A 12,049-nucleotide genomic window follows, 5' to 3' on the forward strand; every position below is an offset into this window, starting at 1 on the left:
GATTTCCTTTGAAAAAGGCAAGCCCCATGAGTTCCTCAAATCCACCACCTATTTTTTTATATCCATCCACAGACTTGGATACGGATTGGGAGGTTTAAACGGTGCCTTCGGCTGTTTATTTGCCCTAAGGTGTACATCCTGCAAAGGGACCTATTGTCTGAAATTTCAGTAATCAAAATTTCACAGGCGCATTTTTTAACATATCGGATACCCGAAGATAAGTCGAAAAAGGTCTTTTCCTTTTTTTGCAGAGAAAAATAGGAACCCCAAATTGTTTTATCACAAAATGAAACTCAGTTCGTGGGTAGCATGGGTTTTTTGAAAGAGGCGCTTATGGGTCACAAATTTCTTTTGGGCCCATACCGTGAAATGGAATCCTATACCCAGGAATACAAGATCGCCTGTAAACGCTTTTTGATGCAGCCTGCCTTTAATGCATCCTTCAAACTTTACCAGCAGAGTAGACAAAGTGATTTTTTTGATAGATAGGAAAAGGAGATGATTTCCATAAAAAAAGAATGACCCCATCCCTGGAATATGGTATGGAAAAGACCTTTTAAGATGATGAAAGTTTTGAATTATGCCAGGGAGGATCTATAATGTCTTCAGCGGATGATAAAAATATCAGACAGATTGTTTCAGAGGCCCACAACAGCCAGCGGGATCGTGAAAAAACCTACCGGGAAAAAGCCCTCAAAATGTTCCCTTGGATCTGCGGCCATTGTGGTCGGGAGTTCGAAGGTAAACGACTCAAAGAGCTGACAGTTCACCATAAAGACCACAACCATGATAACAATCCCCCAGACGGCAGCAATTGGGAGCTGCTGTGCATTTATTGCCATGACAATGAACATTCCCGTGACCAGGTTGCCGATGCCTATGCTGACGGGCCCGAGGACAGGTCCCAAGTCAGCTCCCCGGACAAGGACTTTTCGGATAATCCCTTTGCCGGACTGGGGGATTTATTAAAGGGCAAACTGCCTGAATAAATGAAAGTATGGGCAGGTTATAATGGCAAAAACAAAACTTCACAAGTATGAACGTGTCAAACATCTGCCCAATGTGACCTTTACCCAGTTTGGCGAATCAAAATTGCCCATGGGGTATCCCTGGTATGCACAGGGGTACCGGGACATGGAAAAAGTGCTAGAACTTGGCTGCGGCAAGGGAGAACATAGTCTTGGCTTTGCCGCTGTAAATCCCGGCAAATTGTATCTGGGAATTGACAGCAAGAGCCATCGCATCTGTGTGGGGGCTGAAAAGGCCATGGCCCGGGGCCTTGAAAATGTAATGTTCATCCAGGCGCGGATTGAGCGCATCCAAGATTTTTTTATTCAACAGTCTATTCATGAGATCTGGTTGACCTTCCCTGACCCCCATTTAAAGAACCGGAGCATCAAGAATCGGTTGTCTGCTCCTTTGTTTTTAGATACCTATGCCCACTTGCTGGTTCCCGGAGGGCAGGTCCATTTAAAAACCGACAGTGAATCGCTTTTTAATTATACCCGGGAATCTGTCCACGCATGGGGGGGGCAGGAGGTTGCAGCAGTGGATGATATTCATGAAGATGACATCCATGAAGGTGATATCTATGGAGCGAAGGACAACCAATTGGGTGCGCGTGACATTGTTTCGGCCTTTGAACAGGCGGCACAGTCCAAGGGCGCTATTATCAAGTATCTGGCATTTACACTCAATTAAGCTACAGAGAATTATAGGGTGACAATATGGCAAAAAGTTTTCGGAACAAAGGGGGCCTGGTTTTTTCCACGGAATTTGGAAGGATGTGTCCCCGGTGTAACAACCCCAAGGAAAATTGTAGCTGCCGGAAAAATGTATCCCTCCCTGAAGGTGATGGTATTGTCCGGCTGATGAGGGAAACAAAGGGGCGAAAAGGAAAGGGTGTCACGCTGATAACCGGATTGCTCCTGGAAAAGGATGAATTAAAAAAAATAGCAAAAACCCTTAAACAAAAGTGTGGGAGCGGGGGTAGTTTAAAGGCTGGGATCATTGAAATCCAGGGGGATCACAGGGATATGCTGGAAAAGGAATTGGGCCTGCTGGGCTACAAAGTTAAACGGTGCGGTGGGTGAAGGGGAATGGTCACAAAATCGTTGTGCCCGGCCAGACAAAGGGGTCTCTTCTTTCTGAATCCGGGGATGCACTGATGCCGCCGGAAGACTGGGCCTTTCTTCCTGCTGGTGATGCTGCCATTACCAAAAGCGTAAAATCCAAGGGAAAGGTCTGGGTTGTACAGGTCCGCAAGGGCAGACGGATGATCTCAAAGGGAATCTGGGCCAATGGGGCAGATATCTTGAACTCCCAACAAGAGATCCAGGCCAGGCGGTCAACCCCTGAATATGCAAAACAACGACACAGGGATCTTGCCCGGCAAAAGGCACGGCAGGAGGCCTATGTCAGTGAGTTTCTTGCCGAAGTTATCGGCTTCCTCAATTTTCATCCACGATATCAGAAAGAGGCAAGGCTTCTGGGGGAAAAAATTACCGCCCATGCCACCCCTGTCAACAGTGGAACCGTTGCCAGAACCAAGAGAATTCCCATTGCCCAACGCGCCGGGGCAGCTGCTATTGCCTGGATGCGCCATCAGACCACTGCCTATGATTCAATGCCTATTCCCCGGATAAAAGGAAAGAGGCGGGAAGTCCGTAAGGCTTTGGCCCTAAAATCCATGGAAATACTCCACGCCTACCGCCAGGGCAGGGAAATTGTTGAAAATTGTCCCCTGAAAAAGGCATTGGTCTGAGGTCGATGGGGGTGCCGGTATGCTTCATCGAGATCCATAATGCTCGGTTGTAAAAAAATCCCTGCCAATTAGAAAAGTATTTTTTAGCCTTTGACTAAAAATAGAAAATGCTGTATTTACTCGTTTTTTATTGGTTTATTTTAATAAATAAGGAGTGAGTCTTTTGAAAAAACGAGAACAATGGGGAACCCGAACAGGATTTATATTGGCTGCCATCGGGTCGGCCATCGGCCTGGGAAATATCTGGCGGTTTCCCTATGTGGCCTATGAAAACGGTGGCGGGGCATTTTTTATCCCCTATCTTTTTGCCATGTTGACGGCCGGTATCCCTTTTATGATACTAGAATTTGGAACCGGGCATAAAATGAGAGGGTCTGCCCCCCAGATCTTTGCCCGGCTTTCTTCCAAATGGGAATGGTTGGGATGGTGGCAGATCCTGGTGTCTTTTATTATTTCCATCTATTATGTGGCCATTGTGGGCTGGTCGATATCCTATTTTTTCCTGGCCTTTAACCTAGGATGGGGACAGGACACCGGGGATTTCTTTTTTAAATCCTATCTTCAGCTGTCGGACAGTCCCTTGGAATTCGGGGGGATTCGCTGGCCAATTTTTGCTTCGATTGCCGGCGCCTGGGGTATCTGCTGGTTTGTGCTCTTTAAAGGGGTGAAAAAGGGGATTGAGGCTGCCAGTAAATTTTTTATGCCCCTTTTATTTATAATGATCCTGATTATTACCATCAGGGCCGTGACCCTTGAAGGCTCCCTTGAGGGGTTGAACTGGATGTTTAAGCCTGATTTTGGCGCTCTTCTTAATTTCAAGGTCTGGATGGCTGCCTATGGCCAGATATTTTTCTCTTTGAGTATTGGATTCGCCATCATGCTGACCTATTCAAGTTACCTGCCAAAGGAGTCTGACATTACTAATAATGCCTTTATCACCGCCTTTGTAAATTGCGGATTCAGCATCCTGTGCGGGGTATTGGTGTTTTCCGTGCTGGGTAACATGGCACTGAACCAGGGGGTTGGCGTTGACAAGGTGGTCAGCTCGGGTGTGGGACTGGCCTTTGTGACCATCCCCAGGGCCATTAACAGCCTTCCCGGTCCTGTTTTGTTTGGCACTCTTTTTTTTCTTGCCCTGATTTTTGCCGGACTCAGTTCCATGGTTTCCATCTGTGAGGTTTCAGTGGCGTCTCTCATGGAAAAATTTGATATTAACAGGAAAAAGGCAGTGACGATTTATTGTCTGGTTGGTCTTGCTTCAGGGGTTATATTTGCAACCCACAGCGGTCTGCTGGTCCTGGATATCGTGGACCGGTTTATTAATAATTTTGGGGTCCTGGCTACAGGGTTGGTTGAAATTATTTTCCTCACCTGGGTGTGTCGGCTGGAGGTCATTCAGGACCATATTAACAAGATATCGGATTTTAGGGTTGGTGCCTGGTGGGTTTTCTGCATTAAAATCATCACTCCTGCCGTTCTTGGGTATATGAGTATTGCCAACCTTGTGGGGGACATTAAAACTCCCTATGGCGGATATCCCATGAAGTCACTCTTATTTTTCGGGTGGTTTTTGGTAATCATCATTCTGGTTTTAAGTTTTATTTTTCAGGCAGACAGCTTGAAAAAAGCCCGGAAATAATTAGCGTAAAAAAAAAGAGGAGACAAAACATGACAACATCTGCAATCGTTATGATGGTTCTTGGTCTGGGCGTTACCTGGGGAGGCGCTGTGGTTTGCATTACCATTGCCCTGAAGAAAAAAAAAATCTAACTTGCCCAATGCGCTCATCGTTGACTGGGCAAATCTTTTTTGCCATCTCATGCTCAACAGTGCTTTGATCTAACAGCCGTTACCGATACCCTGGGGGAATTTCTCCCGGGGTGGCGGGGATTCGTTGCTTTTCATCCGCGATTTACATGCGATTACCTTAAATGTCCTGGAAATGATGGGACATTCTTGCCTAATTATGGTATAAGTTCCAGTGCAGGAGAAACCATAAAATTTAAGAGAAGATAATTCATGTCATTTGATGAACTTGGCCTTCGGGTCGAATTGCTTAATGCCGTTAAGTCCAAGGGGTATACCACTCCCACTCCCATTCAGACCCGGGTTATTCCGGCAATTCTTGAGGGCAGGGATATTCTTGCCCGGGCTCAGACAGGAACGGGAAAAACGGATGCATTTGCCCTGCCCCTGGTTGAATTGTTGAGCCGGGGCAATAACAAAAGGAAACACCCCCGGGCCCTTATCCTGGCGCCCACCAGGGAACTTGCTCTCCAGGTGGGGGATAGTATCAAGGCTTATGGACGGCGGGTGTCTATTCGGTGCACTGTTGTTTACGGCGGGGTTAACATCGACCCCCAGATAGATCGGCTCAAGCGGGGGATTGATATCCTTGTGGCCACACCGGGCCGGCTTTTGGATCTTGCCGGTCATAGGGATCTGAATTTATCCCAGATAAAATTTTTGGTCTTTGATGAGGCAGATAGAATGCTGGACCTGGGATTCAGTAAGGAAATTTCCGAGGTTCTGGAACTGGTTCCGGAAGACCGCAGAACCATGCTGTTCTCCGCCACCTATACCCAACAGATCCGGGATCTTGCCAAACGAATGCTGGCGGAACCGGACTATATAGAGGTAACCCCCAGCAATACAGCAGCAGAATCCATAGTCCAGAAGGTTCACCTGGTGAACAAATCCCATAAACGGGACCTGCTCATCCATCTGATAACCCAGGGACGCTGGAGTCAGATATTGGTTTTTGTCCGCACAAAATTCGGGGCAAACAAGCTCACCGAGAGGCTGCTTGAAAAAGGAATATCTGCTGCTGCCCTCCATGGCAATAAGAGCCAGTCCTTTAGAACCCGCACCCTCAAAGAGTTCAAGAACGGGGAAATCCGTACCCTGGTGGCAACAGATGTGGCGGCAAGGGGGCTTGATATCAGCAATCTGCCCCATGTGGTAAATTACGATATGCCCCAAGTTCCCGAAGATTATATCCACCGCATCGGCCGGACCGGGCGGGCAGGGGTCAGTGGCATTGCCGTCTCCCTTGTCAGTCCTGAAGAAAGGGCTCATTTAAAGGCCATTGAAGCCCTGCTCAAGCAAAAGATTCCCAGGGAAGAGGTAAGTGGGTTTACCATTGGGGGCGTGGTTCCTGATTTTGTGCTATTGCGACCCAACAATCCTTCCAGTGAAAAAAAGGCAGACAAGGCCATTCGAGAGATTGTCGATCAAAGAAAAATTACAAAGCAGCGTGGTAAAGCGGTCACTGCCAAAACAGATCGGGCCAAAACAGATCGGGCCAAAACAGATCGGGCCAAAACAGAAAGGGATAAAACACCCGGTGATAAAGCGCCGGGCGGTAAAACAAAATCCCGATCTACCCGGAATAGCAAAAAGACGGGTAAAAATTCGCCCAGGCCTGGATCCCGTTCTCCCCAATCTTCCAAAAAAGGCAACCCCAGGGGGAAAAAAAATAGGAGATCATGATTGCCCGGCTGGAAACCATCCAAGACATAATTCCGATTTTCAGAGAGTATCTGGGGTGGATGCGAAAATTTTATACCATTTATAACTTTGATGCCTGGTGTGAAGGGGGGATCAAGAATTTACAAGACGACTTCATGGCAGAAGCGCGAGTAATTTATGTTCTCAAGGAATCAGAATCGATCGTTGGCTTTGCTCAGGTCAATCAACACTTGCGGTTCAATGGTGATGGTTTTGCCATGGCAGAGTTCTATATTCAAAAACAGCATGGACGAAGCGGGCAGGGGAGAAAATTGGCCGAATATAGTTTTGACAAGCATCCTGGCCCTTGGGAAGTCGCCGTCACCCTAAAGAATAAGGATGCCCGAATGTTTTGGAGAAAGGTGGTCTCCTCTTATACCACGGGTCAATTTATTGAAAAATCAAAGGCTTCTTTTAAGGGCACGGGTTTTTTATTTAACACGCACCTTCGTCCGTGTGATATAAAGGGTGACATAATTTATTAAGTATAGATAAGGAAAAGAGTATGACCAATAATGATATCCTTCGCCGTATCCGCTATACCTTTGATTATAGCGATTCAAAAATGATGGCTGTGTTTGGCCTGGCAGAGCTTCCGGTGACCCGGAGTCAGATCAGCGACTGGCTGAAAAAAGAGGATGACCCGGCATTTCAGGAATGCGGCGATGTTCAGCTGGCCGTTTTTTTAAATGGGTTTATCATTGATAGACGGGGGAAAAAAGAAGGCCCCCAGCCCGAGCCTGAACAGGTGTTAACCAATAATATTATTTTTAGAAAACTAAGAATTGCATTGGATCTGAAGGCAGAGGATATTATCGACATCATGAATATGACAGATGTGCGTATCAGCAAGCCCGAATTGAGTGCGTTTTTCAGGAAACCTGAGAACAGGCATTACCGCGCCTGCAAAGACCAGGTGCTTCGCAATTTTTTAAAGGGTGTTCAGCTTAAATATCGCCCGCAAATTTAATTAAACCCTGTAAATGGAGAAAATGATGAACCTTTATTGGACAAGCGTTGAATTTGATATTTTAGATCCGGCAGCCTATGAAGACTGTGTGGGCGGTTTTGTCTATTTGTTTTTAAAAGCCCCGGATGTCCGGGGGGCCATTCCAAGAATTGAGGCTGCCATTGAAGAGGAGGGGCTTAAGATCAGTCAGATTGAATTTGTATCCCCCTATGATGATATCCCCTGGGATTCACAAGAAGAACAAATCTTATATGATGCGTTGGCAAAGGAAGCAGCGGCGTGTGAAGAGGTTGTCTGGGATGAAATATCTGCTTATGAGTCAAAGGATGAAGAAGGGGTATAAAATTCATTCCGAACTGGGATTTGAATTTGAATTTAAGAGATCAGGCGCAGCCCAGCCCCATATTTTTGAGAAACAATAAAAATCTATTCTCCGGGGTCTTTAATTTTTTTAAAATTTGGTATACAATTTGTTTTTGCATGAGTGCTATTACTGGTGTTATGAAATTATTTGTAATAATTTATTGAGAAGATAAATATTAATTAAACCCAATCAGGAGGAAAAGAAACATGAAATTCGGATCAGTTGATGAAATACTAACCTTTGCCACTGACAGAGAAAAAGAAGCGGTTGAATTTTATGCGTCCCTGGCAAAGCAGGCAACCCGTGCTCCCCTCAAGGAAACCTTTGAACGTTTTTCAAAGGAAGAAGAAAAACATGTGGCCCTTTTATCTGATATTTCCGGTAATAAAGAAAAAATTGATGCCTATGAATTCAAGACAATCACAGATCTCAAAATTTCTGATTACATGGTGGAAAAAGAATATGAAGAAGGCATGCCCATGCCTGAAATCCTTAAACTTGCCATGAAAAAAGAAGAAATTGCGGTTAAACTTTATACGGATCTTGCCGGACAGACAGACAATGAAGATGCCAAAAAACTTTTTTTGATCCTTGTTCAGGAAGAATCCAAGCACAAACTGGGTCTTGAAACCATGTATGACGATTACCTGGCTGACCAGGATAATTAATCGGATCATTGATCCAATATTGCAGGGGGATTGGCAATTCAGTCAATTCCCCTGTTCTTTTAAGGGAAGGTTTCTGCCGGATGGCATTTTACCGCCCATAACCTTTCTTTGATCAACCCGTTTCATGGACCTGTTATCGCCTGCTGGTGAAATAGGGGTTACAAAAAAAATCAAATGAGGGAGAACAATGGATCTTAAATACCTTTTCAGACCCACCTCAATGGCGGTAATAGGTGTTTCCACTACCCATGACAGCCATCCTGCCAATGTTATTTATACAAAAAACCATTTGCGGTACCCAGTCAAGACCTATGCCGTAAATCCCAAGGGGGGGCTGTTGAACAGGGAACCCTTGTATCGGCAACTGGGGGATATTGAAGGGTCTTTGGACATGGCTGTCATTGCCGTCCGGGCCCAGTTTGTTCCCGGGGTGGTTGAAGACTGCATTAAAAATGGGGTGAAAGGGGCCGTGATCGTTTCCGGTGGCTTCGCCGAATCCGGTAACCACGAGCTTCAAAGACGGGTGACCGACATTGCAAAAGAGGCAGATTTCCCCTTTGTGGGGCCCAATTGCCTGGGAATTTATGCCCCGGATGTTGTGGATACCTTTTTTCTTCCCGGGGAACGCATTGTCCGGCCCGAACGAGGGAATGTCGGTTTTGTTTCCCAGAGCGGCGGTGTGCTTGTGGACCAGATGGTAAAATTTGCAGGCCAGGGAATTGGTATTTCTTTGGGGGTGAGTATCGGCAACAAGGCCGTTCTCCGGGAAATTGACATGATGGATTGGTTTGAGGCTGACCTTGGAACCCGGGTGATTGCCTTTTACATTGAAGGATTTGAGCAAGGAGAGGGACGCGAATTTATCCGTCGGGCGGAACGCTGCTCCAAACCCATTGTGGTGTTAAAGGCAGGCAAAAGTCCAAAGGGAATGGCTGCTGTCTCCAGCCATACCGCTTCTTTGGCCGGAGATTACCGGGTTTTTTCCGAAATCATGAAACAATATTGTGTGGCTGAAGCTGACAATGAATATGAACTGACCTCCTTTTGCGAGGCCCTAAGCTGTTATCCCAAGGGAATCCGGGGGGATGTGGGAATTGTTTCCCTGAGCGGCGGCCACGGGGTAGTGGCGGCAGATGCCTGTGCTGCACAGGGGGTGAATATTCCCGGGATTTCTTCTCAAACCGTTGGAAATATAAGGGAGAACCTCTCCCTTGAAATCAAAAATATTGCCTCTTTGACCAATCCCATGGATTTGACCGGGTCCTGTGTGGACAGCGATATCGAGACGGCGGTGCGCCATCTGGCCCGGGATGAAAACATTGATTGCATATTGGCCCTGCTGCTGCCCTATTCTCCGGGTATCTCAGCTGATATCGGTGCCAAGCTTTCCCAGGTGGCCAGGAACGAAGGCAAACCCATGATTGCCTATGTTCCCAATGAAGACAAATACAAGATCATCATCGAAGGGTTTGAGCTCAACAACATTCCCGTGGCATCTTCAGTGGAAGGTGCCGTGCTCATGGCAAAGGCGTTAAAGAGGTGCAGACCATGTTAAGTAAGACCATGTTAAGTAAGACCAAGTTAAGTAAGACCAGGTTAAGTAAGACCAAATTAAGTCAATTGGACAAGGGTCTTCTTGAAAATTCAAAGAACCGTGGGTGGGTATTGGAACCCGATGCCAAACAGATCATGGCAAACCAGGGATTTGATGTCCCCAGTTTTGTTTTAACCGATTCCATTGATGTTGCCAGGCAATTTTTAAAACATTCCCCGGGGCCGGTGGTGGCCAAGGCTGTATCGGAAAAAATTCTCCATAAAACTGAATTTGATGCCGTTGTCACGGGCATTTATGATGAACGAAGGCTTGAACAGGAGATGACCCGGCTCAAAACCCTCCAGGGGTGTGAACAGATCCTTGTGGAGGAAATGGTGCAAGGCCTTGAAATAATCATTGGTGCTAAAAACGATTTTCAGTTCGGGCCGGTGATAGTCCTGGGTCTGGGCGGGACCTCTGTGGAAATTTATAATGATACTGCCATCCGAATGGCCCCGGTAACCCCTGGGGATGTGGCTTCCATGGTAAATTCCCTCAAGGCGAAACAGCTGTTCAAGGGGTACCGCAAAAAACCCGGGGTGAACATGGAGCGGCTTACCGATCTTCTGGTAAAATTTTCATCTTTAATAATGGACCTGGCGGAAAATTTTCAGTCCATTGATCTCAACCCGGTTATCTGCACAAAGGAGCGGTGTGTCATCGCCGATGCCAGGATCATGCTCCGAAAGGGATCATGATCTATCCCCTTAATTTTTAAACAAGGACGTATCCCCCATGACACCAAAACAAACCATAAAACTGATTTCCTGGAATGTGAACGGCCTGCGGGCTGTGGTGAAAAAAGATTTTTTCGAGTCCATAAAAACCATGGCCCCGGATATTTTAATGCTCCAGGAAACCAAACTTCAAGCGGACCAGCGCACCGATGAAATGATAAATCTACCTTCCTTTGAATCCTTCTGGAATTATTCCACGGTGAAAAAAGGGTACAGCGGGGTGGCCGCCTATTCAAGACAGGTTCCGGCAAAGGTGATTACCAATTTTGCAAATCCCAGGTTTGATGGAGAGGGCCGGGTGATCCAGATGGATTATGATACCTTTACCCTTTTTAACATCTATTTTCCCAACGGCCAGATGAGTGATGAAAGGCTTGCCTATAAATTGGACTTTTATGACTGGTTTCTGGAATATGCCCAAGGGCTGCGGGATGAAGGCAAAAGCCTTATCATCACAGGAGATTTTAATACGGCCCACAATGATATTGACCTGAAAAACCCCAAGCCCAATTCAAAACGGTCGGGGTTTTTGAGGGTTGAACGGGATGTCTTAGATAAAATGGTGGCGATGGGATATGTGGACACCTTTCGTCATTTTCATCCGGACACCATCAAATATTCCTGGTGGTCCTATCGGTTCAGTGCCCGGAAGAACAATGCCGGGTGGCGCATCGATTATTTCTTTGTGACCCAGGATCTCATCGACAAAGGCCTTGTTAAAGAGGCCTTTATCGATAATGAGATCCTGGGATCGGATCATTGTCCTGTTGGGCTTGTCCTTGAGATCTGATCCGTGGGACCTAGTCCTTGAAGACCAGTTTCCCGCCGATGAGCCCTGCAATGCCGGCAGATGCCAGCATGATCACATTGACCAGAATAAAAATCCAGGCATTGGAAGAGGACAGCACATCAGGATTCATCAGATACCAGACCACGGATATAATGCAGGCCGTTGTCGTGAGGGCGGCTGCCATGATTTTTATTTTAAAAATCGTGGTAAGGGCCTGGTTATATTTCTTTTTCCATTCAATGATGCCTGAAAACAAAACAAAAGGCAGGGCCAGGATCACAAAGACCAGATTGATAAATCCGGCTTTGGCAAAAAGTTCTGTATTAAACACCCAGGCCAGAAGAAACAAGACGACCGCAACCGGCAGGATGCCGTTGGGAAAATGGACTGATACCGGATGGGCATGGTGCTTGATCATGAAGCCGATGATTCGTTCATACAAGTTCTCGGGTTTTGCAGGCGCTGGTGTCGAAGGTTTAGAGGGCGCTGTTGCTGCCGGAGCTGCAGGTTTTTCAGCTACCGGGGCAGGGGCGTCATCCCCGGCGTCAATGAGTACAAATTTTTCACTGCCGACCCCGCACACCGGACATTTTTCAGGAGGCGTCTCTCCCGTATGAATATATTTACAAACGCTGCACTGCCATTTCTTCAT

At 46.6% G+C, this 12,049-nt stretch carries 16 protein-coding genes; 15 read left to right on the plus strand and 1 reads right to left on the minus strand.

The window, feature by feature from the left end:
• Nucleotides 1-333: 333 nt before the first annotated feature.
• The 15 genes from ACZ45G_RS07545 to ACZ45G_RS07615 all read left to right on the plus strand — a co-directional run bounded on the left by ACZ45G_RS07545 (nucleotide 334) and on the right by ACZ45G_RS07615 (nucleotide 11,397).
• Entirely contained in the window at nucleotides 334-489 is a 156-nt protein-coding gene (locus ACZ45G_RS07545; RefSeq protein WP_464176605.1) for a hypothetical protein, read from the plus strand.
• Nucleotides 490-599: 110 nt separating this feature from the next.
• Complete coding sequence (locus tag ACZ45G_RS07550) at nucleotides 600-989, plus strand: YajD family HNH nuclease (RefSeq protein WP_464176608.1); 390 nt, start codon at nucleotides 600-602, stop codon at nucleotides 987-989.
• A 22-nt stretch (nucleotides 990-1,011) separates the two neighbouring features.
• Complete coding sequence (gene trmB / locus ACZ45G_RS07555) at nucleotides 1,012-1,701, plus strand: tRNA (guanosine(46)-N7)-methyltransferase TrmB (RefSeq protein ID WP_464176610.1); 690 nt, start codon at nucleotides 1,012-1,014, stop codon at nucleotides 1,699-1,701.
• A gap of 26 nt (nucleotides 1,702-1,727) precedes the next feature.
• The gene (locus ACZ45G_RS07560) at nucleotides 1,728-2,093 is read left to right on the plus strand and encodes a translation initiation factor Sui1 (protein WP_464176612.1); all 366 of its coding nucleotides are present in this window, start codon (nucleotides 1,728-1,730) and stop codon (nucleotides 2,091-2,093) included.
• A complete protein-coding gene (locus tag ACZ45G_RS07565; RefSeq protein WP_464176614.1) occupies nucleotides 2,090-2,764 on the plus strand; it encodes a DUF2293 domain-containing protein in 675 nt (224 codons plus the stop codon). The genes ACZ45G_RS07560 and ACZ45G_RS07565 overlap by 4 nt, the downstream gene beginning before the upstream one ends.
• 163 nt (nucleotides 2,765-2,927) lie before the next feature.
• Nucleotides 2,928-4,403 (plus strand): sodium-dependent transporter, encoded by a 1,476-nt coding sequence (locus ACZ45G_RS07570; RefSeq protein WP_464176616.1) that lies wholly within the window; start codon nucleotides 2,928-2,930, stop codon nucleotides 4,401-4,403.
• Nucleotides 4,404-4,432: 29 nt separating this feature from the next.
• Entirely contained in the window at nucleotides 4,433-4,534 is a 102-nt protein-coding gene (locus tag ACZ45G_RS07575; RefSeq protein WP_464176618.1) for a methionine/alanine import family NSS transporter small subunit, read from the plus strand.
• Between the two features lie 249 nt (nucleotides 4,535-4,783).
• Nucleotides 4,784-6,256: a DEAD/DEAH box helicase gene (locus ACZ45G_RS07580; RefSeq protein ID WP_464176620.1), complete on the plus strand. Its 1,473-nt coding sequence runs from the start codon at nucleotides 4,784-4,786 to the stop codon at nucleotides 6,254-6,256.
• Nucleotides 6,253-6,759, plus strand: coding sequence for a GNAT family N-acetyltransferase (locus ACZ45G_RS07585; protein ID WP_464176622.1), 507 nt, complete (start codon nucleotides 6,253-6,255; stop codon nucleotides 6,757-6,759). The genes ACZ45G_RS07580 and ACZ45G_RS07585 overlap by 4 nt, the downstream gene beginning before the upstream one ends.
• Nucleotides 6,760-6,779: 20 nt before the next feature.
• Nucleotides 6,780-7,244, plus strand: coding sequence for a YehS family protein (locus tag ACZ45G_RS07590; RefSeq protein ID WP_464176625.1), 465 nt, complete (start codon nucleotides 6,780-6,782; stop codon nucleotides 7,242-7,244).
• Nucleotides 7,245-7,266: 22 nt separating this feature from the next.
• On the plus strand, nucleotides 7,267-7,587 hold the full coding sequence (locus tag ACZ45G_RS07595) for a hypothetical protein (protein ID WP_464176627.1): 321 nt from the start codon (nucleotides 7,267-7,269) through the stop codon (nucleotides 7,585-7,587).
• 227 nt (nucleotides 7,588-7,814) lie between these two features.
• Nucleotides 7,815-8,276 (plus strand): ferritin family protein, encoded by a 462-nt coding sequence (locus ACZ45G_RS07600; protein ID WP_464176629.1) that lies wholly within the window; start codon nucleotides 7,815-7,817, stop codon nucleotides 8,274-8,276.
• Between the two features lie 187 nt (nucleotides 8,277-8,463).
• On the plus strand, nucleotides 8,464-9,831 hold the full coding sequence (locus ACZ45G_RS07605) for a CoA-binding protein (RefSeq protein WP_464176631.1): 1,368 nt from the start codon (nucleotides 8,464-8,466) through the stop codon (nucleotides 9,829-9,831).
• Nucleotides 9,825-10,568 carry an acetate--CoA ligase family protein gene (locus ACZ45G_RS07610; RefSeq protein ID WP_464176633.1) on the plus strand — a complete coding sequence of 248 codons (744 nt, stop codon included), beginning with the start codon at nucleotides 9,825-9,827 and terminating at the stop codon, nucleotides 10,566-10,568. The genes ACZ45G_RS07605 and ACZ45G_RS07610 overlap by 7 nt, the downstream gene beginning before the upstream one ends.
• Nucleotides 10,569-10,605: 37 nt before the next feature.
• A complete protein-coding gene (locus ACZ45G_RS07615) occupies nucleotides 10,606-11,397 on the plus strand; it encodes an exodeoxyribonuclease III (RefSeq protein ID WP_464176635.1) in 792 nt (263 codons plus the stop codon).
• A gap of 10 nt (nucleotides 11,398-11,407) precedes the next feature.
• Here ACZ45G_RS07615 and ACZ45G_RS07620 read toward each other — a convergent pair whose 3' ends face one another.
• Nucleotides 11,408-12,049 (minus strand): rubredoxin-like domain-containing protein, encoded by a 642-nt coding sequence (locus ACZ45G_RS07620; RefSeq protein ID WP_464176637.1) that lies wholly within the window; start codon nucleotides 12,047-12,049, stop codon nucleotides 11,408-11,410.

Source organism: Desulfoconvexum algidum (assembly GCF_055382125.1).

Coding starts and splice junctions, on each gene's coding strand:
- ACZ45G_RS07545 (WP_464176605.1), top strand. CDS start 334: ATGGGTCACAAATTTCTTTTGGGCCCATACCGTGAAATGGAATCCTAT.
- ACZ45G_RS07550 (WP_464176608.1), top strand. CDS start 600: ATGTCTTCAGCGGATGATAAAAATATCAGACAGATTGTTTCAGAGGCC.
- trmB (WP_464176610.1), top strand. CDS start 1,012: ATGGCAAAAACAAAACTTCACAAGTATGAACGTGTCAAACATCTGCCC.
- ACZ45G_RS07560 (WP_464176612.1), top strand. CDS start 1,728: ATGGCAAAAAGTTTTCGGAACAAAGGGGGCCTGGTTTTTTCCACGGAA.
- ACZ45G_RS07575 (WP_464176618.1), top strand. CDS start 4,433: ATGACAACATCTGCAATCGTTATGATGGTTCTTGGTCTGGGCGTTACC.
- ACZ45G_RS07580 (WP_464176620.1), top strand. CDS start 4,784: ATGTCATTTGATGAACTTGGCCTTCGGGTCGAATTGCTTAATGCCGTT.
- ACZ45G_RS07585 (WP_464176622.1), top strand. CDS start 6,253: ATGATTGCCCGGCTGGAAACCATCCAAGACATAATTCCGATTTTCAGA.
- ACZ45G_RS07590 (WP_464176625.1), top strand. CDS start 6,780: ATGACCAATAATGATATCCTTCGCCGTATCCGCTATACCTTTGATTAT.
- ACZ45G_RS07595 (WP_464176627.1), top strand. CDS start 7,267: ATGATGAACCTTTATTGGACAAGCGTTGAATTTGATATTTTAGATCCG.
- ACZ45G_RS07600 (WP_464176629.1), top strand. CDS start 7,815: ATGAAATTCGGATCAGTTGATGAAATACTAACCTTTGCCACTGACAGA.
- ACZ45G_RS07605 (WP_464176631.1), top strand. CDS start 8,464: ATGGATCTTAAATACCTTTTCAGACCCACCTCAATGGCGGTAATAGGT.
- ACZ45G_RS07610 (WP_464176633.1), top strand. CDS start 9,825: ATGTTAAGTAAGACCATGTTAAGTAAGACCAAGTTAAGTAAGACCAGG.
- ACZ45G_RS07615 (WP_464176635.1), top strand. CDS start 10,606: ATGACACCAAAACAAACCATAAAACTGATTTCCTGGAATGTGAACGGC.
- ACZ45G_RS07620 (WP_464176637.1), bottom strand. CDS start 12,049: ATGAAGAAATGGCAGTGCAGCGTTTGTAAATATATTCATACGGGAGAG.